We start from the raw sequence: 23590 nt of genomic DNA, 5'->3' as shown, positions 1-23590 counted from the left end.
GCTTCGGCGTCTGCCAGCTTGCGCCTAGTCCAACCCCGCTTCACGCCACGGCAGGACCCGCCATGCATCCGCGTTTAGAACTGCGCAACATCTGCAAGCGCTATCCGGGCGTCGTCGCCAATGACGACGTTTCATTGTCGATCCAACCCGGGGAAATCCACGCTGTCTTAGGTGAGAATGGCGCCGGCAAATCTACCCTGATGAAGATCATCTATGGCGTGGCGCAGGCCGACTCCGGGGAAATCCATAGCGATGGCAATCCGATCGTCGCTCACAATCCGGCGGTATCCCGCGCTCTCGGCATCGAGATGGTCTACCAGCATTTTGCGCTGTTCGAATCCGTGTCGGTGGTCGAGAATATTGCCTTGTCGACAAGCAGCACGTTCCATCTGCCGACGCTTGCCGAAAAGATTCGCGACCTCTCCATGCGCTACGGCATGCCCATCGATCCGCATCGCCAGGTGCACGACTTGTCGGTTGGCGAGCGCCAGCGTGTGGAGATCGTGCGCTGCCTGCTGCAGGCGCCGAAACTCCTGATCCTCGACGAACCGACTTCCGTGCTAACGCCGCAGGCAGTGGTCAAGCTGTTCGAGACGCTCCGGCAACTGGCCGCCGAGGGCTGCAGCATCGTCTATATCAGCCACAAGCTGGACGAAGTGCAGGAGCTTTGCGACACCGCCACCGTACTGCGCAACGGCAAGGTCACCGGCACCGCCCGCCCGAAAGAGACGACGTCGCTGGAGCTTGCCCGCATGATGGTCGGCTCCAAGCTGCCTGAAATGCATGTCAGTCCGCCAAGCCCGAGCGACAAGCCGGTGCTTGAGGTCAACAATCTTTCGGTCTCGGCCCGGGACCATTTCGGCGTCGACCTGAAGGATGTGTCGTTCAATGTGCATGGCGGGGAAATCGTCGGCATTGCCGGCGTTTCCGGAAACGGCCAGGCCGAGCTGATCGCCTTGCTCAGCGGCGAACGCACGCATGACCGCGGCGACGCGATCAGGATTTGCGGCACCGACGCCGCCCGCCTGCGTCCGAATGAACGCCGCAAGCTCGGCGTCGCCTTTGTCCCCGAAGAACGGCTCGGGCGCGGTGCCGTGCCGTCACACACGCTGTGGGAGAACGCCGTGCTGACCGCGCACCGCTTCGGCACGGTGCGCAACGGATTGGTCGATCGTCGCAAGGCCAAGGCTTTCGCCGCCGGCATCATCGACAGGTTCAAGGTCAAGGCCAACGGAGCGCAGTCGACCGCGCAAAGCCTGTCGGGCGGCAACCTGCAAAAGTTCATCGTCGGACGCGAGATCGCGCTCAAGCCAAAGCTGTTCCTGGTCTCGCAGCCGACCTGGGGTGTCGATGTCGGCGCATCCGCCTTCATCCGGCAGACCATCATCGATCTCAGCCGTGCCGGGGCAGCGGTGCTTGTTGTCTCCGAAGAGCTCGACGAGTTGTTTGAGATCTGTGACCGGCTGCTGGTGATCTGCAAGGGAACGGTATCACCGCCACTCATCCGCACGACAACCGACCGCGAGGAGATCGGACTTCTGATGACCGGCCGGACAATGAACGAGCCGACATCGGCAAACGGGAGTGGCGATATTGCACTTCAGGATTGAACAAAGGCCGGAGCCATCCGCGCCGATGCGCATTGCCGCACCGATCCTGGCGACGATACTGACGGTCGTCGTCGGCTCGGTTTTCTTCGCCTCTCTCGGACATGACCCGCTGGCGACGCTCCATGCGTTCTTTGTCGAGCCGCTCAGTTCGATGAACGGACTGTCGGAATGGCTGCTCAAGGCCTCACCGCTGATCCTGATCGCTTGCGGGCTGGCGGTCGGCTTTCGCGCCAATGTCTGGAACATCGGCGCAGAGGGCCAGTTTACGATGGGTGCGATTGCCGCCAGCGGCGTCGGGCTGTTCTGGCCAAATCCGGAGAGCGTGCTGCTGTTGCCCCTGATGTTCCTGGCCGGCATGGGCGCCGGCATGGCATGGGCGGCCATTCCGGCCTTCCTGCGTGCCCGCATGAACACCAACGAAATCCTCGTCACGCTGATGATGACCTACATCGCCACGCTGTTCCTGTCCTATCTCGTGCACGGACCGTGGCGCGATCCGGCCGGTTTCAACTATCCACAGACGGCCCTCCTGCCGGCTGCCGCGATGCTCCAGTCCTTTGATCCGGCATACCGGCTCAATTCCTCGGTCTTCATCACCGTCGTCGCCGTCATCGCGATGTGGCTGTTCACCGACCGCAGCTTCCTCGGCTATAAGATGTCGGTGAGCGGCGCGGCACCGCTGGCCGCGCGGTATGCGGGGTTCCGCGAGTCGGCGGCGATCTGGATCGGCCTGCTGGCCGGTGGTGCGGCAGCCGGCATCGCCGGCATGGCGGAAGCTGCCGGACCGCTCGGCCAGCTCTCGCCACAGATATCGCCAGGTTATGGTTTCGCGGCCATCATTGTCGCCTTCATCGGACGGCTGAACGCCTTTGGCATCGTGCTCGGCGGTCTGCTGATGTCGCTGCTTTTCCTTGGCGGAGAAGGTGTGCAGATGACGCTTGGCCTGCCTTCGGCGCTGACACGGATTTTCCAGGGCATCCTGCTGTTCTTCCTGCTCGCCGCCGACTTCTTCATCTTCTATCGCGTTCGCCTGGTCCGGGAGAAAGCCTGATGGATCTGTTCATTGCCATCTTCACCGGCACCGTCATTGCCGCAACGCCCCTGATCTTCGCAGCCCTCGGCGAACTCGTGGTCGAAAAGTCAGGCGTTCTCAATCTCGGCATCGAAGGCATGATGCTGATGGGGGCAGCACTTGCGTTCTGGGCTGTCACCGCGGGCTTTTCCATGCCTGTCGCGATCATGGCCGGCGCGCTGGCCGGTGCTGCCGCATCGCTGCTGTTCGGCGTTCTGGCGCTGACCTTCCTGACCAATCAATACGCCGCCGGTCTGGCGCTGGCGATCTTCGGGTCGGGTGTTTCGGCCTTTCTCGGACGCGGCTTCGGCAGCGAGCCGATCGAGGCGCTGCGTGGCATCGACATCCCCATCCTGTCCGACGTACCGCTAGTCGGCCCGATGCTGTTCCGCTTCGACCCGATGGTTTACCTGGCCTTGCTGACGTTCGCCGCGATCAGCTGGTTTCTCTATCGGACCAAGGCTGGGCTCATCTTGCGCACGATCGGCGAGTCGCCGCAGACGTCGCATGCGATCGGCTACCCGGTGATCAGGATCCGCTACATGGCCGTCCTGTTCGGCGGGCTGATGGCTGGACTGGCGGGCGCCTATCTGTCGGTCGCCTACACGCCGCTGTGGGTCGAGAACATGACCGCCGGCAAGGGCTGGATAGCGCTTGCGCTGGTGGTTTTCGCCACATGGCGGCCGCTGCGCATTCTGCTTGGCGCCTGGCTGTTCGGCGGCATGACGATCCTGCAGCTGCAAGGACAGGCGCTCGGGCTGGAAGTGCCCTCAGAACTGCTGTCGGCCCTGCCCTATCTGGCCACCATCATCGTGCTGGTCCTCATTTCACGAAACCGCCAGATGCTCGCGCTGCATTTCCCGGCCTCACTTGCAAAGCCCTTCCGCCCGGCGAGCTGAGCCAGGAACTATTCTCTGTTGTAGGGTACGCCGAGCGCCACCGGCTGATGCGTGCGCGATCGCAACCCGGCCAGCAGCACCAGCGATGCCACATAGGGCAGGACGAGGAACAGCTGGTGCGGGACGGGAATCCCGACGACTTGCGCGTGGATGCCCAGCGCCTCGAGAAACGCGAAGATGAAGATCGCTCCAACGATCCGGAACGGCATCCAGTTGCCGGCAATGATGGCGACGACCACCAGCCAGCCGCGACCGGCGATGAGGTCCGGGACGAATTTGTCGGAATAGCCGAGCATCAGAAACGCACCACCGAAGCCGGACATCATGCTGCCGAACATGATCGCCAGGCATTGCCTGAGGCCGACATGCAATCCCTTGACATCGAGCGCCTTTGGATTTTCGCCGACACAGCGCACTTCGAGGCCGTATTTGGTCCGGTAGAGGAAGAACCAGACCAGGACAGGCAGGAAGAAGCTCACATAGGTGAGCAGACGTTGCGAAAACAGCACCGGACCCAAGACCGGAATATCCGCCAGGTAGGGGATCGGCACCCGGTCGAAGCCAGCGAATGTCGGCGGCTCGCGGCCGGCAACGTAGGCCTGGAACCAGAACAGTGTGACGCCCGACGCGAGAAGATTGAGAGCCAGTCCGGCGACGAACTGCTCGGCCTTCAACACGATCGTCACGAACGACATGATCAGGCTGCTTGCGGCGCAGGCAATGATGGCCACCGCCAAGGCCAGCCACGGCGATCCTGTGGTCGAATTGACCATGTAGGCGACCACCGCGCCGATCAGCATGGTGCCTTCGACGGCGATGTTCCATATGCCGGCGCGCTGTGTGACCAGTTCGCCCATTGCCGAAAACAGCAGCGGTGTCGCAATGCGGACCATCGCCGCCAGCAGGCTGATCAGCAGCGGTCCTTGCAAGAGCTCAAGCATGGACTTCCCTCCTCACCAGTTGGAGCCGTGTCGCCACCGCGGCGCACAGGAAAAACAACAGCACCAATCCTTCCATCGCCGAGACCAGTCCGGCCGGTGTGCCGCTTTTGAGCCGCATGTAGATGGTGCCGCTCTGAAGGGCGCCGAAAAACAGTGCCGCGAGCATCGTCCCGCTAGGGCGAAGTCCGCCCACCATGGCCACGACAATGCCGGAACTGCCGATGCCGAGCAGCGTTTCAGCGCGCAGCCGGTGGGCTACGCCGAACAGCTCGCCCGCACCTGCCAGCCCAGCCAGCGCCCCCGACATCAGCATGACGGTCAGGAGAAGCCGGCGGACATTGGTGCCGCGAAAGGTCAAAGCGGTCGGGTTGGAGCCGAATGCGCGGATTTCATAGCCAAGCGAGGTCTTGTCGAGCAAGACCGAGCAGAACGCCGAGGCGGCAAGCGCAAACAGGAACCCGACATGCAGCTTTCCCGCACCCGTGCCAAAAAACACCGGCCATTCGAGAGCCGGATTGATCGGCGGCGATTGGTGGTAGGCCACGGTGACGCCGGTCTCCATCCACGGGCCCCCGTCGAGAAGATAGGCAAGCAGGAACATGATGATGTAGTTCAACATCACCGTTGAAATGATCTCATTGGTGCCGAACTTGGTCTTCAGAGCGCCGGCAAGCAGGCCAAGTACGCCGCCACCGGCCAGCCCAGCGATGGCGAGAATACAGACCGCCATCCACGACGGGAGCGGTGCCACCCAGAAGCTGACCCAATAGGCCGCCATGGCGCCGGCGAACACCTGACCTTCCTGGCCGATGTTCCAGATCTTGGCCCTGAACGCCAGCACCGTGCCCAGTCCGACGAGCAGAAGCGGCGTCGCCTTGGCCAGCGATCCAAGCAAGGCGCCCGGGCTGCCGAAAGCACCGATCAGCAAGGACGAGAACGCCTTGGCCGGATCGCCGCCGGAAAGCTTCAAGAGGATTGCGGAAGTCAGAAAAGCACCTAGCATCGCCGCCGAATAGCAGACGACGTTCCACCCCAGGCTGCCGCCCGAGCGTCGTTGAAATGATATCATTGAGTTACCTGTCCAAGCTGGCTGGTGTCGCCAGCCATCATCATTCCGAGTTCGAGAAGGCTGGTCTCCTGCGGCCGGACAATGCCCATTATCCTCCCCTTGAAGATCACCGCGATGCGGTCGCAGAGGCGCAGCAGATCCTCAAGCTCCTCGGATGCCAGCAGGACCGCAAATCCGGCGGCGCGTTTTTCCAGGATCTTCTCGTAAACGAATTCCGAGGCGGCGACGTCGAGGCCGCGCGTCGGCTGGTTGGCCAGCAGCAACCGCCTGGCATGCTGGAACTCGCGGGCGAGAATGACGCGCTGGGCATTGCCGCCCGACAGTCGCTCCACAGGCAGCTCGGCCGAGGCGGTCGCGACCTTGTATTCGTCGATCTTGCGCCGCGCCAACTCAGCCAGCTTGCGGCGATCGAGAAAAGGGCCGCGGCAATATTCGGGCGAGCGCTGCCAGCCCAGCACCAGGTTCTCGGCGGTTCCGAACTCCGGGATCAGCCCTTCGAGAAAGCGGTCTTCCGGCACGAAGCCGACGCCTCTGTCGAGGATTTCGCGTGACGTCGGCGCCACCACCGGAATCCCTTCGAGGGAGAAACCGCCGGACTGAAGCCTGCGAACGCCCATCAGGACTTCGAAGAGTTCCCTCTGGCCGTTTCCGGCAACCCCCGCCAGTCCAAGCACCTCATTGGCGGCAATGGTGAAGGTGACGTTCTTGAGAACGTCCTCGCCCCACTCGCCGATTGCCGATGCGCTTTCCACGGCGAGGATTTCGCCCGCCGGTGCAAGCGAAGCGTCCCTGACGTTCTTGGTCACCTTGTGCCCGACCATCAGCGCGGTGATCGCTTCGGCGGTCGTTCCCACGGTATCGACGGTGGCGACGACCTTGCCCCGGCGCAGCACCGTCACCCTGTCCGACTGCATCACCTCGCGGAGCTTGTGGCTGATCAGGATGATCGACAGGCCCCGTTTGCGCATTCCGTCGAGGATAACGAAGAGCTGGTCGGATTGCTGCGGCGTGAGGACCGCCGTCGGCTCGTCGAGGATCAGCAACTCGGCGCCGAAATAAAGCGCCTTGAGGATTTCCACCCATTGCTGCTCGCCGACCGAGAGCTGCCAGATCTCGCGGTCCAGATCGATGTCGATGCCGCAATCGCGGCAAAGGGTGAGAATCTTGCTGCGGGCGTCGGCTTTCTTCAGCAGCAACCCGACATCGGCACTGCCGACAACGATGTTCTCCAGCACGGTGAAATTGGAGACCAGCACGAAATGCTGATGCACCATGCCGATCCCCAACCGCAGGGCGTCGGCGGGAGAGTTCAGCTCCACCACCTCGCCCTTGAAGCGGATCACGCCACTGTCGGCCTTGTAGTAGCCGTACAGGCAGGACGACAGCGTCGACTTGCCAGCGCCGTTCTCCCCGAAAAGGCAGTGTATCTCGCCCTTGCGGATATCGAGATTGACCCCGTCATTGGCGACGACGCTGCCAAATCGCTTGGTAAGGTTCTGGACGTTCAGCAGGTCTTCCATTGGTCGCACCGGGCTGCCTGGTTGACGTGTCTTACTTCACCTCGGCGGTGTTGAGGGGAACGACAAACTTGCCGGACATGATGTCCTGCCGCCTGGCCGTGATCTCGTCCTTCACCGCTTGCGGGATCTTGCCGTCGAAGTCGTGGTAAGGCGCGATGTCGGTGCCGCCTTCCGCCATGGAGAACCACCTTGGCTCGGCATTGCCGCTGAACTGTCCGCCGGCCTTATGTTTCAGCCACTCGGCGATGATCCACTTGACGTCGGGCTGCCAGCTGATCAGCGCGCTGGATGCTATCGCGTCGGGAGCAACCTTGTTCTGGTCGTTGATATTGGCAAAGCACATGATCTTGTGCTCCTGGCACGGCTTGAAATTGTCGGTCAGCATGAACACGACGTCGGCACCGGCCGCGATCTGCACATTGGCGTGCTCTGCCGCCAGTGCATTGTCGGACCACGAGCCGATGAACGACAGCCGATGCTGGATATCGGACCTGATCGACTTTGCCCCGTCGAGGAATGCGTTGATCTGGTCGTTGACGTCGTCGGCGGCGAAGGTTCCCACCACCCCGACCATGCCGGATTTGGTGGTGTGGCCAGCCAGCATTCCAAGCAGGTAGGACGGTTCGTGCAACCGCTTGTAGATCCAGTACTGGTTGGCCCCAACCGGAAGATTGCCGGAGCCGGTGACGACGAACATCAGATCCGGAAATTCGGCATTGAGTTTCTTGACCTGGTCGGAATAGCGGCCATGGCACCAGATGATGTTGTATTCGCCGCTTTCAGCGTAGAAGCGCATCGCGTTTTCCGCATCGTCGCCCCACAGTGGGTCGGTATATTCCCAGGAGATTTCAAGTCCTTCCGGTTTCTCCTGTTTCAGGTGCTCAAGCGAATCGAGCAATGTGCTGGACCAACCGACATCGGTGCGGCTTTCCAGGATGATCGCCAGTTTCAGCGTCTTTGGCGTGTCGCCAAAGGATCGCACAAGTCCGGAAAGAAGCAGGGCGCCTGCCGAACCCAGGATTGCCGTGCGTCGCGTGATGGTATTCGTCATTGCTTGATCCTCTCATTCCAGTCCGAGAACTGTCCAATGCCGCCCTGTCGTCATCCGGATATTCTTGTCTTTTCCGGTTACCGACGTGGAGGCTGCGATCGCTAGGCCGACGTCCCCTATGGCGTTGCCAGGCAGCCGGTTTTCCGGCTTGGGCCCGAAACTTCCATGGCGAAGCCCGGCTAACAATGGCTGCGATTTCTTTCGGGCATATCCGCAATTAATCAGGCCCGAAAATGCGTCCATGCCTAGTGAGCACGGATGCCGTCGGCGGCGACGACGCCATAGCGCAGGCCTCTTTCGCGTAGCCAGCGCCGGTAGGCAGCCGATGCGGCGTCGGCCCGGATCGGCACCTCGGAACGGGGATCCAGCGGCAGCTTCTTCGGCACCTGGTTCTCCAGGATCGGCTTGTCCTGACCCAAGATGGTCTGATGAAACCGCCTCAGGGTCGCGAGGTCGCGGACTTCATCCAGCAGGCAGATGACGATATGGACGAGCACCCAGTCCTCTTCGACCGGCTGCCCGAACAGCGCGATGACGTCGCGCCGATCGCGTTGCCGCGATCCCGTCTTGTAAAGGACGGCGCAGAACGGATGCGGCACCCGGTAGATGTATTCAGTGTCGGCCCCTGTCGTCGAACCTGCATTCGCCTGCGGCTGGTAGAACTCGCAATCGGTGACCATTATTTCGGGCGGCTCTGCCGAGACCCGCACCTTGTAGGGTTTGACCTCGGTGTGCGGCTCCTCGCCAAGAATGCCAGTGTGAACGAATGGGAAATGCCCCATATCGAGAAAGTTCTCGACGGCCCTGGGCGCCGATACGTTGACCCGTACGACGCCCTGGATGATGTGGCGGCGGTCAGCCTCCGAGAATTCCGGAATCTCGAACAGGTCGCGCTCCGGCGTGCCCAGGGTCGTCCAGACATAGCCGAACCGCTCGATGACGGGGAGCTCTGCTCGGGCAGCGTCGGCGGTAGCCTCGCCTTGCCAGACGGTAACCCTGCCGTCGCGCCGGCCAATGGCAATCGGCTCACCGAGCAGGACCGTCCGCACCGTCCGATCGACCGGCAAGTCCTCGATGCAGCCAACGACATGCCAGTCGTTGAGCGCTACGGGATCCAGGTGAGAGAAATTGTCCATGATGCTGTCCAGCCCGGAATGTCTGTTGTCGGTGAACGGATCTGGCCGAGGCGCGACCGGCAACGAGGTTGCAGGACATCGGTCCCTTGCCCTGCGGGCTTGGCGCTGCAAGCCGGATCAATCCTGATAGGTCCGACATTTCATCCGCGGCCGGAAATCCGCCATGCCTGCTGTTGAGGAAAGCATATCGCCAGTTCATCCGCGCTCGTTCCGGCGGCAGTGCTTGCCCCGCCCATCCGGAGGCATGTGGGCAGCCGTCAGGCGTTGCGCTTCTGCTCTCTCAACTCGGTCGGTGAGCAGTCGAATGCCAGCTTGACCTGCCGCGAGAAATGATAGGGGTTCTTGTAGCCGACTTGGTAGGCGATCTCGCTTACCGACAGTCCCGTCCGCTGCAGCAGATGCGTGCCGTAGTCGAGACGGCAACGCCAGAGATATTTGGCAGGCGTCATGCCGAGATGTTTCTTGAATGCCGAGACCAGATATTGCGGGCTGACGCGCACCTGCTGCGCCACCCGCTCGATCGACAGATCAGCGGCAAAATTCTCTTCAAGGAACCGGCGCGCCTGCAGGATCGTCTGCGGGATCGGCCGCTCCGCCTCGATCACCTCGGCCTCGTAGATGAAAGCGTGGAGCAGAGCGTTGGTCAGCGACTCGCGAACACCGCTGCGACCGCCGCGCTCACCAAGGCCAAGGTCGACACCCAATTGCATGAGGGTGTGGACCATCGGCGAGGCGACGATGAACGGCGCGAACTTCTCGCGCTCCTTGTACAGCCATGCCGCGTTCTGCGGCCGGCCATCGCACCAACTGATATGGGTCAGCGTGTCCGACGCAACCGTCGTCATATAGCGGTGGCGCGTAAGCGACAGAGCGCATTGCCCCGCCTCCAATTGCAGGACGCTGTCATCCGTCTCCAACCGCAGGGATCCAATGTGGACAAGCATGAAAGCCAGATAGTCGCCGCCAATCGGCCCGTACTCGCCACCATTCTCATAGGTCAGTGCACCGAACGTGTTCTCGCGGCTAAGATCGATTGGAGGCAGGCGCATGGCGACGTTCCCTCTCAGGCTGCCGGCATCGTGTCGAGCCGCTTGCCGGGACTGTCATCTTCAATAGTCGAGGGTGTGGCTCCGTGGCGCAAGGCATTTGCTTGTTCGAATGAAATCTGACTTTGGTGCGTCTCAGCGACCGTAGATCGGGAATGCTTCGCAAAGCTCCTCGACCGACAGGCGAGCCGCCTTCTCCTGTTCGGCGCCCCATTGCGTTCCAACCGCGTCAAGGACGTCGGCTATGAGATGACCGACACGCGCAAACTCGCCCTCGCCGAAACCGCGCGTCGTTGCCGCTGGCGTGCCCAGCCGGATGCCGGAGGTGACGGCGGGCGGCGCCGGGTCGAAGGGAATGCCGTTCTTGTTGCAGGTCAGCCCGGCACGGCCCAGCGCCTCCTCCGCATCCTTGCCGGACAGACCCTTGCCGCGCAGGTCCACCAGCAGCAGATGCGTATCGGTTCCACCGGAGACGATATCGAAACCGCGCTCGCCAAGCGTGGCGGCCAGGGTCCTGGCATTCGTCACCACCTGACGGGCATAGTCCTTGAACCCGTCCTCCAAGGCTTCACCCAAGGCAACGGCCTTGGCAGCGATGACATGCATCAGCGGACCGCCCTGCAGGCCCGGGAAGACAGCCGAATTCAGCTTCTTGGCCATGTCCTGGTTGTTGGTCAGGATCATGCCGCCGCGCGGGCCGCGCAGCGTTTTGTGCGTCGTGGTGGTGACGATATCAGCGACCTCGACCGGGTTGGGATGCACGCCGCCGGCGACCAGGCCGGCGAAATGCGCCATGTCGACCATCATCAGGGAGCCGACAGCGTCAGCGATCGCCCGGATACGCTTGAAGTCGATGATGCGCGGATAGGCTGACCCGCCAGCGATGATCAGTTTGGGCTTGGTCTCATGTGCCTTCGACTCCAGTTCCTCATAGTCGATGAGGCAATCGCTCTGGCGGACGCCGTACGGGACGGCGTTGAACCATTTTCCCGACATCGTCGGCTTGGCACCGTGAGTTAGATGCCCTCCGGCGGCGAGCGACAGACCCATGAAGGTGTCGCCGGGTTTAAGCATGGCGAGCATCACCGCGCCATTGGCCTGCGCGCCGGAATGCGGCTGGACATTGGCATGCGCCGAACCGAACAGCCGGCAAGCCCTGTCGATGGCCGCCGCTTCCGCCAGATCGACATATTGGCAGCCGCCATAGTAGCGATGCCCGGGATAGCCCTCGGCATATTTGTTGGTCATCACCGAGCCCTGCGCTTCGAGCACCGCCGGCGAGACGATGTTTTCGGAAGCGATCAGCTCGATCTCCGACCTCTGCCGGCCGATTTCGCGCTCTATCGCGTCGGCGATCACCGGATCCTGCCGCGCGAGGTTTCGTTGGAAGAAGCGGGACATTCTGCTGGTCTCCTGGCGTGCCCGCGGATGCTTGCAGGCATCCGGCGATGGCTGTGCTCGTTGAGTTGAAAACGCGTGGCTAATTCACGGCGTCAGGCGGGGTGCGCCCTTCGAAGAAGGCCGACAGATTGTCGATCACCCGCATGCCCATGGCGATGCGCGTTTCGCTGGTGGCACTGCCCAGATGCGGCAGCAGCACGACATCCTCGCGCTCGGTCAAGGAGCGTGGCACGGAAGGCTCCGTCTCGAAGACATCCAGTCCGGCGCCGGCGATCCGGCGCTCACGAAGCGCCTGAACCAGTGCGTCCTCGTCAATCACGTCGCCACGCGCGGTGTTGATCAGGAAGGCCGATCGCTTCATGCAGGCAAGACGGCGTTCGTTGATGAGGCGGGTGTTCTCGCCACCGCCAGGACAATGCAACGACACGAAATCCGAAGCCGAGAGCACGTCATCGACTGTTGCCATTTGCCGAGCCGGCATGCCGGGATCAGCAACCGGCATGCTGTCGAAGAAGACGACATCCATGCCGAAGCCGAAGTGACAGCGCTTCGCCATTGCTTGGCCGATGCGGCCCATGCCGATGATGCCGACGGTCTTGCCACTGACCTGGGTCCCGCACAGATGCGTTGGTCGCCAGCCGGTCCAGTTGCCGGAGCGCAATTCGCGTTCGCCCTCTCCGGCCCGGCGGGCGCACATCAACAGCAGCGTCATGGCAAGATCGGCGGTGGCATCGGTCAACACGGCAGGCGTGTTGGTGACGACCAGCCCCGCCGCTCTCGCCGCGGCGATATCGATGTGGTTGAAGCCGACGCCGAAATTGCCAAGCATTCTTGCCCTGACGCCGCCCGCGAAAAGATCGGCGCCAAGCCGGTCGGTCACGGTCGGCAGCACCGCATCGGCTTGCAGCAACGCGTCGCGGAGCTGTTGTTGCTCATAGGGACGATCAGCTTCATTAAGCCTGACATCGAACTGGTCGGCCAGGCGTTGTTCGACCTCATGCGGCCATCGCCTGGTAACGACTACCTTCAATTTTCTCACGATCACGATCCTCTCAAGCCGCGCGTTCGTGCAGCGGCAGCAAGGTCCGGCCGATCTCGGAGCGGTACCATTCCTGGGCAGCGGCGACGCCGGAACCGGCCTCGATTTTGGCCCCGGCGTCGCGCAACGACATTTCCGCCGAGGCCAGGGCGGCGAGGCACATGACCTCGTTGAGGTCGCCGAGATGGCCGATGCGGAACACGCGGCCGGCCACCTTGCTCAGGCCGGCGCCGAAGGAAGTGCGATATCTGGAGTAGCCGTTGGCGATGACTTGCCTGGCATCGACATCGTCGGGAACGACGATCGCCGAAACCGTATCCGACCACCATTTTTCCTCCTTGGCACAGAGCCTCAGTCCCCACGCATGCACACCGCGGCGAACACCTTCGGCGAGGCGGTGGTGACGGGCAAAGATCTGCTCGAGTCCTTCGGCGAAGATGAGGTCAAGCGAAGCCCTCAGCCCAAGCAGCAACTGCGTTGGCGGCGTGTAGGGGAAGAAGCCGGTTTTGGACGGCGCCTGCATATCCTCGAAGCTGAAATAGCAACGCTCCATGCGTGACTGCTTGTGCACTTCCAAGGCCTTGGCGCTCACCGCCAGGATGCCAAGCCCAGCCGGCAGCATCAGCCCCTTCTGCGAGCCGGTGATGGCGAGGTCGACACCCCATTCGTCCATCCGGAAATCGATCGAGCCGATCGAGCTGACGCCGTCGACGAACAGCAGCGCGTCATGAGCTGTTTCGTCGAGCGCGGCACGCACGCCGGCGACATCGGATGTCACGCCGGTTGCGGTCTCGTTGTGGGTGGCGAACACCGCCTTGATCTCGCCGCCCTTGTCGTCGCTCAACCGTTGCCGATAGGCGTCGAGCGGAACCCCCTCGCCCCATTCGACATCGATGCAATCGACCTCCAGACCCAGCCGCTCTGCCATATCGACCCACAGATGCGAGAACTGGCCGAAGCGCGACATCAGAACGCGATCGCCACGGTTGAGCGTGTTGGAGATCGCCGCTTCCCAGGCACCGGTGCCGGAGCCCGGAAAGATGAAGACGCTGCCGGTCTCGGTCTTGAAGATCCGTTTCAGGTCGCGAAACAAAGGCAGCACCAGGTCCGGAAAATCCGGTGCGCGCATATCCTGCATCGGCACGTTCATGGCCCGCCGCACCGCGTCGGGGATGTTGGTCGGACCGGGAATGAAAAGATGCGCCGTTCCATTCTTCATGACGTGTTCCTCCTGTTGGTGTGTGATGCGGTTCATCGTTCGTTGACCCGCGAAAGGCTGAGCTCCCGGTAGTCGCTGAACCAGGCCAGCGTCTTTTCCCAGCCGCCGAATGGGAAGAAATGAAGATGCAGTGGACCAAGCGGCGCCGGGTAGCTTGCCGCCATCGTTTCCAGGATTTCGGCCGGGTTCCGGTCTGCTATGACGTTGAAGAGGCCACTTGCCGAACGCCGGAGTGCGGCGAGCGAAGGGCCGACGCCGCACATCATGGCGAACCTGATGAGTTTCGTCAGGCTGGTCACGCCGGCCAGCCCGACATGGACCGACAATCCGGAATGGAGCGTATGCAGGTTCCTTGCCCAATCGCCGATCATATCGCCGTCGAAAGCGAACTGCGACACGACCCTAGCCTCGAGTGATCGATCCGCGCAGATTTCGAGCTTGCGGCGCAACGCATCCGCCAGTGCGGCTTCGACGATGGCCGGATGCCCTTCCGGATAGCCGGCAACGAAGGCGGTCCTTATCGCGCTGTCGCTCAACACGGGATGGGCGAGCAACTGAGCGGCCTCGGCCATTGGTCCGGGGAAAAGGGCTGGATTGCCACCGAGAAACAGCGCTTCACCGATCCCGTTGCGGCTGTGCGCCTGAACGAGATCGACGTAGTCCTGTGCGGTTCTGAAATTCCTCGCCGCCAGATGCGGCACCGGCACGTAGCCCATCTCCTTGATGCGCAAGGCCGCGTCGATCTGCAGCGCTTCGGGCTTGCCGGCGAGATGGGTAAGGAAGACGCGTGAGCCAGGCGCGAAGCAATCGGCGCGCGGTGCAAAGCCACGCGCCTGCTCCGGGGCGAGCTCGATCGACACGGCTGGACCGAACGCATATGCGGACCCGCCAGGCGCTCGAAGAAAGTCTCGGCGAATATCGTTCATGATCTTTCCAGGTTTCGGTGAGCTCGATGGTTTCGAGCTTAAAAATGGCCACACGTTCGGGTAGCCGGGCGACCCCCGCCGCCCGGCCTGTCGTCGCGGGAGGATGCGACGGACGATTTTCCGTTGCGAAGCTGTGGCTTCAGCCGTTGGCGGCGCGTTTGAGCGACAGGAACGGCAGCGCCACGACACGTGCGCTCACGTCGACCGCCACGCCATCCTTGTTCCACTTCAGCGTGAGTTCGGTGCCAATCTCGGCGGCCTCGCGCCGCAGATGGCCGAAGCCGATCATCCTGCCGGTCGAAGGTGACCAGGCGACGCTGCTGGCGTGCCCGACTTCCTTCTCGCCGCGGAAGGCTTTCAACGGATACCACTGCACACGCCGCAGATTTCCAGGCGCATCGCTTTCCAGCCCCTTCCCGTCGACGGCCTGCGACCAGTCGATGTCGAGCCCGACGAGCTGGCGATGGTCGCCCGTGTTCGAGATACGCTGCAGTGCAGCCTTGCCGATGAAATCGCCTTTGCGGAAATCGATGAGCCGGCCGAGGCCGAGATCGAAGGGCGACGCACGGTATTCTCCCGCCGCCTGGATGCCCGCTCCGCCATGGTCAGGTCCGGCGCTGGTGTAGTCATAGCCGACGATCAGCAGCCCAGCCTCGAGGCGCGCCAGATCGAGCGCCCAGGCACCGGCGGGAAGAATGCCATAGGGCTTGCCGGCTTCCTCGATCGCATCCCAGACGGCGACGCCGTCATCAGCCTTGATCCAGAGCTCGTAGCCGTGCTCGCCTGTAAAGCCCTGGCGCAGCACCTCGACCTGCCTGCCGGCGATGGTGACTATGGCAAGACGGGAGAACGGCAATTCCTCAAACGCGGATTGGGTGGCCGCCTGGAGAACCTCGCGGGAACGTGGCCCCTGCAGAGTAAGGAGTCCGTAGCTGTCGGAGATATCGGTTACGCGGACATCGAAGCCTTCTGCATGTCGTTTCCACCATCCGAAGCCCGGATCGGCCGAAACCCGGAATGTCGTTTCATCCATGCGGAAGACCAGGCCGTCGCCGACGACATACCCATTCTCGTCGCACCACGGCGCATAGTAGATTTGTCCGACCTGAAGCTTTGTGATGTCGCGTGGGATGAGCCTGTCCATCAGCTTTTCCGCATCCGGACCGGCAATGACGTATTTCGACAATGGCGACATGTCGCCCATCGCAACCCTGGTTCGGATCGCCGACAGCTCCTCGGCCATGTCGGAATAGGAATCGACGACCATGTTCCTGTCCCAGCGCATCCACAATGCGTTCTGGTTCAGCGGCGCCGTCCGTTCGACGAAGGGCGTGCCGCGAAAGGCGACGCGGGCATCGGCAACCACGCTCAGGCCCGTCGTAAATTTGATGCCGTCCATTCCAAGTCTCCTCCCGGCCGCAAGGCACTTCGCCGCGACAATCAATAACGGGTGAGGACCGGCGCATCCCGCGCCATGGAAACGAGTCCATCAAAGAGCTGACCGCAGGGGATTTCCTACCGGCAGGAACCAGCTCAGTCAGATGTCTCTTGCCTCATCCGTATCTTGGGCGAGACTTTCATTTCACGGAGTTTTTCGGAATGCCCCCGGTTGCCGACGACATACCCGCAGTTCAACCTGAGTATTTGTAGCCGTTGTTTGAGCAGCCGTCCAAAGCACTTGCGCGCTTTGATCACGAAACCGCTCGGTGTCGAGCCAGGGTCATGAGCCCAGTTCGGTTCAACGTCCGTTTCCAGGATGTGGGTGCCCGGAAAGAACTGGCAGTTCGGTTGCTTTCACAGTTTTGCGCGGCAACTCGACCGGCAGTCCTCGGAAACCCACCTTGACTATCCGGCTCTGGCCGATGAAGACTTTCTGCGAGAGCATGCGGCTTGCCTCGGCGGCCATGCTACGTCTGATGACCTTAAGCACGTCAGAACCTACGCTGCCGTCGTTCGCAAATTGCTCTGTGCAGAACTCGATGCGTATACCTGCCATCTGACACCAAAACCGTCAAAAAATTACGCTGTTGATTTCAAAAGAAAAAACACCACAAAAAAATCCTGAGGTTTCATCCAGCTATCGGGACCAATCGAATGTTTTTTTGAAGTGTTGTGGCTCCCGCAGACTGTCTCAGCCAGCATCAAAAGTACCGTCACCACCGCTCAAAATTGCGATTACCAGGATCATCAGATCTCCAGCACCAAAGAAACGGAGGGGTTGTCGGCACGGAACATGGCAGACCCGCAATTGCCGGACCGAGAGGACTGGTCCTGCCTCTTTTAGAGTAGGGAGATTGTCCGGTCCTTTGCCTGCCGATGATCTCCAACTGCTCTGCGTTAGAATCACCTCAAAAGCGAAGTCACTTGGCTAATCCATCATTTCTGGCGAAAGGCGGAGTGGAACGACACAACCAACGGGCCCAGAATGTAGTCGAGCGCGGTGCGTTCCTCGGTGACGATCATGACTGACGCTGGCATGCCCGGATAAAGCGCAATCTGTGGGGCTGCTGCCAATTCCACCGGATCGACCGCTACGTCGGCAAGATAGTAGGGAAACCCGGTCTTGCTGTCGGTAATGCGATCCGCCGAAATGCGGGTGACGCGGCCATGAATTATGGGTATCGAGCGCTGCTTGTAGGATGTGAAACGAACTTCGGCGGCCATATCGGGTCGCAGGTTCGATATGTCCTCGACGCGAATCTGGGCCTGGACGATCAGCGAATTTTCGGTCGGAACGATATCGAGAATGGTCTGGCCCGGCGAAACGATCGCGCCGATCGAGAAGACGCTGAGATCCATCACCTGGCCGTCATAAGGCGCGCGCACTTCGGCTCGGTCCATCGCAGCCTGGGCGGCAAACATCTTGGGCACGAGGTCGGCAAGGCTCGATTGCGTATCGATCAGCATCGCCGACAGCTTGGCTCGGCGCTCATAGGTCAATTGCGCGATCTGGCCCTTGAGTTCGGCCTTGCTCTGCTGACTGCCGGCTATGGCGCCGAGGTTCTCGTCGATCAGGCCCTGCAGATCCGAGGCCGATCTTTCCAATTCCAGAATGCGCGGGCGGGTCGTCAATCCGGCCTTGAGCAGCTTTGACAGGCTGGCCTTCTCGTCGATCGTCGATTGCATCTGGGCCTGGTAGGATTGGACCCGAGCCTGCTTGCCCTGGATCTGCTCCTCGAGCTCGGCGATGCGCCGCTTGAGTATCTGCCCGGCGCCGGCCATCGAGGCGCGTTGGCTTTCCAGATCGGCGATCTGGTTGGCCATTGCATCCCTAAGGTAGGCCTCGTGCTCCTTGAGGATGTCCTTGGGAAAGGCAACAACCTCGCTGCCGTCCAGTTCGGCTCGGATCCTGGCATCGGTTGCACGCAGCAGCGCATATTGCTGGGCATAGAGATTGAACTCGGACCGGATCCTGGTGTCGTCCAGCTTCAGCATTATGTCGCCCTTCCTGACGACGTCGCCATCCTTGACGCGGATCTCCTTCACCGTACCGCCGTCGAAATGCTGTACGCTCTTTCGATTGCCATCCACCTTGACGATGGCGTCTGCAAGCACGGCGCCGTTCAGCGGGGCAAAGGCCGCCCAGCCGCCGAAAATACCGAAGAAGGCAGCGATGATCAGCAGGCCGATATAGGCCGGCACCCGGATCGAATCCGGGGCCAGAATGCCGGTGTCGCCAGGCAGGCTCCGGTAGGTAAGGGCGCCGACGCTCATCGCTCTCTCCAAACACGGCTCATTGCGTTGCCACCGCCATTGGAGCCGCGCGCTGGTTGAGCAGCGCCACGATCTCGTTTCTCATGCCGAAGGCCTCGACGGCGCCATCGCGCAGCAGAAGGATCTTGTCGACATTCGCCAGAGTCGAAGGCCGATGCGAGACGATGATCACCGTGCTGCCGCGGCGCTTGAGCTCGATCGCACACTCGCTCAGCGCGCGATCGCCGTCGGCGTCGAGATTGGAACTCGGCTCGTCGAGAATGATCAGGTTCGGCGTTCCGAACACCGCACGGGCAAGAGCAATCCGTTGCCGATATCCACCTGACAGCACTGCGCCGCCTTCGCCGATCTGCGTCTCATAGCCTTGCGGCAGGCGGATGATCATCTCATGCACGCCGGCGAGCCGCGCGGCCTCGATCACCTCCTGGTCGACATTGGTCTTGAAGCGACCGATGTTGGCGGCGACCGTATCGGAGAAGAGTTCGATATCCTGCGGCAGGTAGCCGATGTGGTCGCCGAGCGCGTCGTGCCCCCATTGCGACAGGTCGGCCCCGTCCAGCCTGACGGTGCCGCGACTGGGTTGCATGACGCCCGCGAGATGACGCGCCAGCGTCGATTTGCCGGCGCCGGAAGGGCCGACGATTCCCAGCGTCTCGCCTGCTTCCAGCCGGAACGACACGTCCCGGAGAAGCACTTTCTGCTGGCTGGCAATTGCAAAGCTGACCTGCTCGACCGAAATCTTGCCGGTGGGCTTCGGCAGGTTGAAAGATCTTTCGCTCTGCGCACCGCCGTCGAGCAGCTTCTCGACCCTTGCCAACGCCGCCCGCCCAAGGATCAGGCTGCGCCAAAGGCCGACGATCTGCTCGACCGGCTGCAGCCCCCGGCCCAGCAAGAGGCTCGCCGCGAACATGGTGCCGCCGGTGATCTGCCGCTCGATCACCAGATAGGCGCCGAGGCCGAGAATCAGTGACTGCATGGTGAGCCGCAGAAAGCGGATCAGGCCCGACATCAGTGCGGCGCGATCGCTTGCCTCCGCCTGGCGCCGCAGCGCCAGGTTGCGGTCGCGCCCCCAGCGGCGGATGAGACCGTCGATCATCCCCATGGCGCGAACGACTTCGGCGTTCCTGAGGCTCATCTCGGTAAAGTTATAGTTGGTCGTCGCCAACTCGTTGGCCTGCTTCAGCGGCGAGCGCACGATATACTCGTTGAGCACCGCCATGGCGATCAGGAGCAGCGAGCAACCCAGTGCGAAGAAGCCGAGCCACGGATGCAGCAGGAAGATGATGCCGATGTAGATGGGCGACCACGGCAGGTCGAACAGGGCATGGATGCCGCTGCCGGTGATCACCTGCCTGAACGTATCGAAATCGCGGATCGGCTGGCTTTGCGAGGAACCCGGCGATGGGGTCTCGACCGACGCTGCGAGGACTTTTGCCGAGAGCAACCGGTCGAGCCGCGCGCTGGCACGCGTCAGGATGGAGGCGCGCACCAGGTCGAGGCCGGCCAGCGAAAGAAAGGCCGCCAGCAACACCAGGGTCAGCATCACCAGCGTGGTTTCACTGCCGCTGGTGACGACCCTGTCGTAGATCTGCAGCATGTAGAGTGGGGAGGCGAGGTAGAGCAGATTGATCGCCAGGCTGAATGCCGCCGCGACTAGGAAATAGCGGCGGCAGGCCCGAAGCGCATCCTTTACAATTCGAGACTTGCTATCCACTTCCAAAACCCCACTCGATACGCGTCAGGCCAAGTGAGCCGCCGCTGACAACGGCCCTTTTGATTCACACCCCGAAGTCGCTTGAAATTCCTCCATTGCCGACGCCTGTCAGCGTGAATTCGGCCGGATTGTACGAAACGGCGGTATGACCTTGGCCGTCATCGGCAAGCTTGAAGCCGTTCGCATCATAGGAGCCCACCAGATGCAGCGCGGTGCCGTGCGTGCCGTCCGAAACGGTCAGCGTTCCGCCGCTGCCATCCTGGTTTGCCTGGTAGACGGCCGTCGTTCCCGCACCGAACAGGATATCCTCGAGCTCGAGCCTGTCGTCATTGGTGATGCCGCCGATCCGCCCGCTGAAATCGAAAGAGTCATCGAGCTGCAGCGTGCCACCCGCATCGTGCGCGAAGGTGACGTCCGTCGAGGAGGCGCCGCCGAACTCGAGCTTCGACAGGTTGCCGATCGTGGCATCGCCGTCGCCGGTAACCTGGCCGTGGATGACGATGTCGCCACCGTTGGCCCACAACAGGCCGGAATTCGCCAGCCCGCCGGTGACCGTCAGGCCACCTGACCCGGTCGCCTCCAATGTTCCGGAGTTGGTGACGACACTGCCCCCTGTGTCGATGACCAGCGCATTCGCGCCGGAGGCGATGATGGTGCCTTGGTTGTCGAGGCTCAGCATCCCGCCGCCCAACTGGCCGGCGCCCGATATCGTGTTGTCGATATTGACCAGAGTGACGTCCGGCCCGGTGCCGGAGATCACGTTGGCGGCGCTGTCGGACAGCAGGATCTGTCCACCGCCCTGCAGCGTCACGCCATGCTGGATGACCTGCAGCAGCGTTTCGCTGCCCGTCGAGTCCAGCGAGATAAGGCCGGTATTGTTGATCGTGCCGCTCAGCGGCAGCAAGGCGCCGTCGCCAATCGTCATTGTACCGGAGTTGTTAACCACCGGTGTCTGGTCGAAGACGAAATTGCCTGCCGTCAGCGCGTTCGAATGCACGCCGTCCAGCGTGATCGACTGTCCGTCGCCGAGCGTTATCACTGCATTCCCATGGGCATCGTCGGCGATATGGGTCTGCAGGTCGGCAAAGTCTGCCAATCCGTTGTAGCCGATGAGATCGATCTGGTCGGCGGCCACATCGAAACTGTGCACGGTGTCGGCGCCGATCGGTTGCGAGAAGACGAAGAGATCGTTGCCGCTCGACCCGGTCAGCACGTCGTCGCCGGACCAGGCGAAGATCGGCGAACCCGGAGCGTAGGCCTCGACATTGTCAGCGATCGACGCGCTGCCCAAGGTGCCGTCGGCATTGATCCAGGTCAGTTGCACGTCGAGCACCGCGGCGCCGGTGAATTCGGGCGGCGTGGTGACGGTCAGACCGTGGACGGCATTGGTCTGCACCGTCCAGGATCCGTCGGCGTTGTGCGTCGCGCCGTCGATGGTCCAGCCGGATGGCACGTCCTTCACCGTAACGGTGATGAGCGCGCCCTCATGCGAGGGATCGGTGAGAGCGAGGTTGATGGGCTCGCCGGAGGTGCCGGCGGGCTTAAGGTTGCCTTGGCTAGCAGTAGTGCTCAGGTTGCCGGCCCCATCCTTGAAGGCTCCAGATGCAAAAGTCGCGGTATAGGTGGTGCCGTTGTTTGGCTTAGTCACCAGCAGGGTGAACGTATCGACGGTATTGCCGCTTCCGTCAGTTGTGGTGCCCCAGGTTCCCGAGTTTGGCACCAGGACAACCCCGTCTGTTAAGGTCAGTTTTGTGGAATCGAAGAACGTGTGGTTCATCCCCGTTTCGCTGAATCTAACGATAATCGTACTTGGCGCGTTATTGTTTCCTTGAACGCCTGTGATCAGCGTAATGTTGGGCGCCGTTGTATCGCCGCCAGTCACATTGATCGTCGCCGTGGCTGTGCCTGTGTCGGTACCTCCGTCTCCATCCACCAGCGTATAGGTCACGGTCTTTGTCGTGGTAGCACTGGTCGCGTTCGAGTAGCGAATGTGATCCTCCAGCGCTTGCGCTGCGGCTTGCGTGGCGTTGGCGTTGAAGGTGACGACGAGGTTTGTCCCGTTCGTTCCGCCGGTGAACGTTCCAATGGTCGTTCCACCATAGGTGACGTTGCTGCCGCTGGTGCCGATCTGGCCGAGGCCCGTGCCTTGGTTCTGAATCGTCAACTGGTCGGCTGAGGTGCCGTTTACCGTGAACGCGACGGTCAGCGAGCCTCCGTTGAAATCGACGGAGTCAACATCGGCGACAGTTCCAGATGGAGCGATAGCGGTCGCGGCCGATCCGGTGGTATAGCTGAGGCTTGTGGATGTTCCGGCCAGCCCGCCGTTGAGATCTATTACCGGCGCGTCGTTCGCACCATTGATGGTGACGGTGAGTACTGCCGTGTCGGTCAAGCTGCCGTCGCTGACCGTGTAGTTGAACGTATCGGTGGTGGAGCCGCCGGCATTGAGGGCCTGCACCGTCGAATCGTTCTCGTTGACCACGTAGGTGTAGCTGCCGTTGGCGGCGATTGTGAGTGTGCCGTGCGCGCCGACCAGGCCGACACCCAGCGAACCGGCAGTGCCGCCGCCTTCGGTTCCGCCGGTACGGATCGAGCTCACCGTCAGGCCGGCGCTGTCGACGTCGGTGTCATTGGTGATGACGTTGCCAGAACCGTTATTGCCGCCGGACCCGTTTAGGGTGCCGCCCTTCTCGGTTGCGGCAATCGCACCCGCGCTGGCGCTGGTGTCGTTGGCACCCACCGGCGCATCGTTAGCGCCATTGATGGTGACGGTGAGTACTGCCGTATCGGTCAGGCTGCCGTCGCTGACCGTGTAGTTGAACGTATCGGTGGTGGAGCCCCCAGTGTTAAGTGCTTGCACCGTCAAGTCGTTCTCGTTGACCACGTAAGTGTAGCTGCCATTGGCCGCGATTGTGAGTGTGCCGTGCGCGCCGACCAGGCCGACACCCACCGAACCGGCAGTACCGGTGCCTTCGGCACCCCCGGTACGGATCGAGCTCACCGTCAGACTAGCGCTGTCGACGTCGCTGTCGTTGGTCAGCACGTTGCCGGAACCATTGGTGCCGCCGGATCCGTTCAGCGTGCCGCTCTTCTCGGTTGCGGCAATCGCACCCGCGCTGGCGCTGGTGTCATTGGCAGCGAACGGGCTGTCGTCGGTGCCGTGGATGGTGACGGTGATCAGCTGGCTCGTGCCGTCGGCGGTCGCAACCGTGATGCTGTCGGTGTAGTCGGTG

18 protein-coding genes are annotated in these 23590 nt (G+C 62.1%); 4 read left to right on the top strand and 14 right to left on the bottom strand.

Annotated features, from left to right (window positions below; translation table 11 throughout):
* Positions 1-62: 62 nt before the first annotated feature.
* Genes NKH52_RS32630 through NKH52_RS32620 form a run of 3 tightly spaced genes read left to right on the top strand, consistent with a single transcriptional unit; the run spans position 63 to position 3581 of the window.
* Positions 63-1610 carry an ABC transporter ATP-binding protein gene (locus NKH52_RS32630; RefSeq protein WP_352736371.1) on the top strand — a complete coding sequence of 516 codons (1548 nt, stop codon included), beginning with the start codon at positions 63-65 and terminating at the stop codon, positions 1608-1610.
* Positions 1594-2661: an ABC transporter permease gene (locus tag NKH52_RS32625; protein WP_127294262.1), complete on the top strand. Its 1068-nt coding sequence runs from the start codon at positions 1594-1596 to the stop codon at positions 2659-2661. The genes NKH52_RS32630 and NKH52_RS32625 overlap by 17 nt, the downstream gene beginning before the upstream one ends.
* Entirely contained in the window at positions 2661-3581 is a 921-nt protein-coding gene (locus tag NKH52_RS32620) for an ABC transporter permease (RefSeq protein WP_352736372.1), read from the top strand. Before NKH52_RS32625 ends, NKH52_RS32620 begins: the two co-directional genes overlap by 1 nt.
* Before the next feature lie 8 nt (positions 3582-3589).
* Here the strand turns inward: NKH52_RS32620 and NKH52_RS32615 are convergent, their stop codons facing one another.
* The 11 genes from NKH52_RS32615 to NKH52_RS32565 form a co-directional block, all read right to left on the bottom strand.
* The gene (locus tag NKH52_RS32615) at positions 3590-4522 is read right to left on the bottom strand and encodes an ABC transporter permease (RefSeq protein WP_352736373.1); all 933 of its coding nucleotides are present in this window, start codon (positions 4520-4522) and stop codon (positions 3590-3592) included.
* Positions 4515-5591, bottom strand: coding sequence for an ABC transporter permease (locus tag NKH52_RS32610; RefSeq protein WP_352736374.1), 1077 nt, complete (start codon positions 5589-5591; stop codon positions 4515-4517). The genes NKH52_RS32615 and NKH52_RS32610 overlap by 8 nt, the downstream gene beginning before the upstream one ends.
* Positions 5588-7111 (bottom strand): ABC transporter ATP-binding protein, encoded by a 1524-nt coding sequence (locus NKH52_RS32605; protein ID WP_352736375.1) that lies wholly within the window; start codon positions 7109-7111, stop codon positions 5588-5590. The genes NKH52_RS32610 and NKH52_RS32605 overlap by 4 nt, the downstream gene beginning before the upstream one ends.
* Positions 7112-7142: 31 nt before the next feature.
* Complete coding sequence (locus NKH52_RS32600) at positions 7143-8162, bottom strand: BMP family lipoprotein (protein WP_352736376.1); 1020 nt, start codon at positions 8160-8162, stop codon at positions 7143-7145.
* A gap of 245 nt (positions 8163-8407) precedes the next feature.
* Positions 8408-9298, bottom strand: coding sequence for an aromatic ring-hydroxylating dioxygenase subunit alpha (locus NKH52_RS32595; RefSeq protein WP_352736377.1), 891 nt, complete (start codon positions 9296-9298; stop codon positions 8408-8410).
* A 257-nt stretch (positions 9299-9555) separates the two neighbouring features.
* A complete protein-coding gene (locus tag NKH52_RS32590; RefSeq protein WP_352736378.1) occupies positions 9556-10347 on the bottom strand; it encodes a helix-turn-helix domain-containing protein in 792 nt (263 codons plus the stop codon).
* A gap of 132 nt (positions 10348-10479) precedes the next feature.
* The gene (glyA, locus tag NKH52_RS32585) at positions 10480-11745 is read right to left on the bottom strand and encodes a serine hydroxymethyltransferase (protein ID WP_352736379.1); all 1266 of its coding nucleotides are present in this window, start codon (positions 11743-11745) and stop codon (positions 10480-10482) included.
* Between the two features lie 79 nt (positions 11746-11824).
* Complete coding sequence (locus tag NKH52_RS32580; RefSeq protein ID WP_502908169.1) at positions 11825-12784, bottom strand: 2-hydroxyacid dehydrogenase; 960 nt, start codon at positions 12782-12784, stop codon at positions 11825-11827.
* A 13-nt stretch (positions 12785-12797) separates the two neighbouring features.
* Positions 12798-14003 carry an aminotransferase class V-fold PLP-dependent enzyme gene (locus NKH52_RS32575; RefSeq protein WP_352736381.1) on the bottom strand — a complete coding sequence of 402 codons (1206 nt, stop codon included), beginning with the start codon at positions 14001-14003 and terminating at the stop codon, positions 12798-12800.
* 32 nt (positions 14004-14035) lie between these two features.
* Positions 14036-14929 carry a methylenetetrahydrofolate reductase gene (locus tag NKH52_RS32570; RefSeq protein WP_352736382.1) on the bottom strand — a complete coding sequence of 298 codons (894 nt, stop codon included), beginning with the start codon at positions 14927-14929 and terminating at the stop codon, positions 14036-14038.
* A 139-nt stretch (positions 14930-15068) separates the two neighbouring features.
* Positions 15069-16328: an aminomethyl transferase family protein gene (locus NKH52_RS32565; protein WP_352736383.1), complete on the bottom strand. Its 1260-nt coding sequence runs from the start codon at positions 16326-16328 to the stop codon at positions 15069-15071.
* Positions 16329-16691: 363 nt separating this feature from the next.
* Here NKH52_RS32565 and NKH52_RS32560 point away from each other — a divergent pair, with 363 nt between their 5' ends.
* Entirely contained in the window at positions 16692-16994 is a 303-nt protein-coding gene (locus NKH52_RS32560) for a hypothetical protein (protein ID WP_352736384.1), read from the top strand.
* A 311-nt stretch (positions 16995-17305) separates the two neighbouring features.
* Here the strand turns inward: NKH52_RS32560 and NKH52_RS32555 are convergent, their stop codons facing one another.
* The 3 genes from NKH52_RS32555 to NKH52_RS32545 all read right to left on the bottom strand — a co-directional run.
* The gene (locus NKH52_RS32555; protein ID WP_352736385.1) at positions 17306-18643 is read right to left on the bottom strand and encodes an HlyD family type I secretion periplasmic adaptor subunit; all 1338 of its coding nucleotides are present in this window, start codon (positions 18641-18643) and stop codon (positions 17306-17308) included.
* A gap of 19 nt (positions 18644-18662) precedes the next feature.
* On the bottom strand, positions 18663-20357 hold the full coding sequence (locus NKH52_RS32550; protein WP_352736386.1) for a type I secretion system permease/ATPase: 1695 nt from the start codon (positions 20355-20357) through the stop codon (positions 18663-18665).
* A 64-nt stretch (positions 20358-20421) separates the two neighbouring features.
* On the bottom strand, positions 20422-23590 hold a 3169-nt coding region (locus NKH52_RS32545; RefSeq protein ID WP_352736387.1), incomplete at its 5' end, for a VCBS domain-containing protein.

This window comes from Mesorhizobium sp. M1066 (assembly GCF_040318635.1).
Classification (GTDB): Bacteria; Pseudomonadota; Alphaproteobacteria; order Rhizobiales; family Rhizobiaceae; genus Mesorhizobium.
This window is presented reverse-complemented; position numbering and strand designations above follow the sequence as displayed.

What these genes read in the sequence shown, in the direction of transcription:
- NKH52_RS32575 (WP_352736381.1), bottom strand. Translation starts at nt 14,003, where the DNA reads ATGAAGAATGGAACGGCGCATCTTTTCATTCCCGGTCCGACCAACATC.
- NKH52_RS32620 (WP_352736372.1), top strand. Translation starts at nt 2,661, where the DNA reads ATGGATCTGTTCATTGCCATCTTCACCGGCACCGTCATTGCCGCAACG.
- NKH52_RS32595 (WP_352736377.1), bottom strand. Translation starts at nt 9,298, where the DNA reads ATGGACAATTTCTCTCACCTGGATCCCGTAGCGCTCAACGACTGGCAT.
- NKH52_RS32565 (WP_352736383.1), bottom strand. Translation starts at nt 16,328, where the DNA reads ATGGACGGCATCAAATTTACGACGGGCCTGAGCGTGGTTGCCGATGCC.
- NKH52_RS32600 (WP_352736376.1), bottom strand. Translation starts at nt 8,162, where the DNA reads ATGACGAATACCATCACGCGACGCACGGCAATCCTGGGTTCGGCAGGC.
- NKH52_RS32615 (WP_352736373.1), bottom strand. Translation starts at nt 4,522, where the DNA reads ATGCTTGAGCTCTTGCAAGGACCGCTGCTGATCAGCCTGCTGGCGGCG.
- NKH52_RS32555 (WP_352736385.1), bottom strand. Translation starts at nt 18,643, where the DNA reads ATGAGCGTCGGCGCCCTTACCTACCGGAGCCTGCCTGGCGACACCGGC.
- NKH52_RS32610 (WP_352736374.1), bottom strand. Translation starts at nt 5,591, where the DNA reads ATGATATCATTTCAACGACGCTCGGGCGGCAGCCTGGGGTGGAACGTC.
- NKH52_RS32605 (WP_352736375.1), bottom strand. Translation starts at nt 7,111, where the DNA reads ATGGAAGACCTGCTGAACGTCCAGAACCTTACCAAGCGATTTGGCAGC.
- NKH52_RS32570 (WP_352736382.1), bottom strand. Translation starts at nt 14,929, where the DNA reads ATGAACGATATTCGCCGAGACTTTCTTCGAGCGCCTGGCGGGTCCGCA.
- NKH52_RS32630 (WP_352736371.1), top strand. Translation starts at nt 63, where the DNA reads ATGCATCCGCGTTTAGAACTGCGCAACATCTGCAAGCGCTATCCGGGC.
- glyA (WP_352736379.1), bottom strand. Translation starts at nt 11,745, where the DNA reads ATGTCCCGCTTCTTCCAACGAAACCTCGCGCGGCAGGATCCGGTGATC.
- NKH52_RS32590 (WP_352736378.1), bottom strand. Translation starts at nt 10,347, where the DNA reads ATGCGCCTGCCTCCAATCGATCTTAGCCGCGAGAACACGTTCGGTGCA.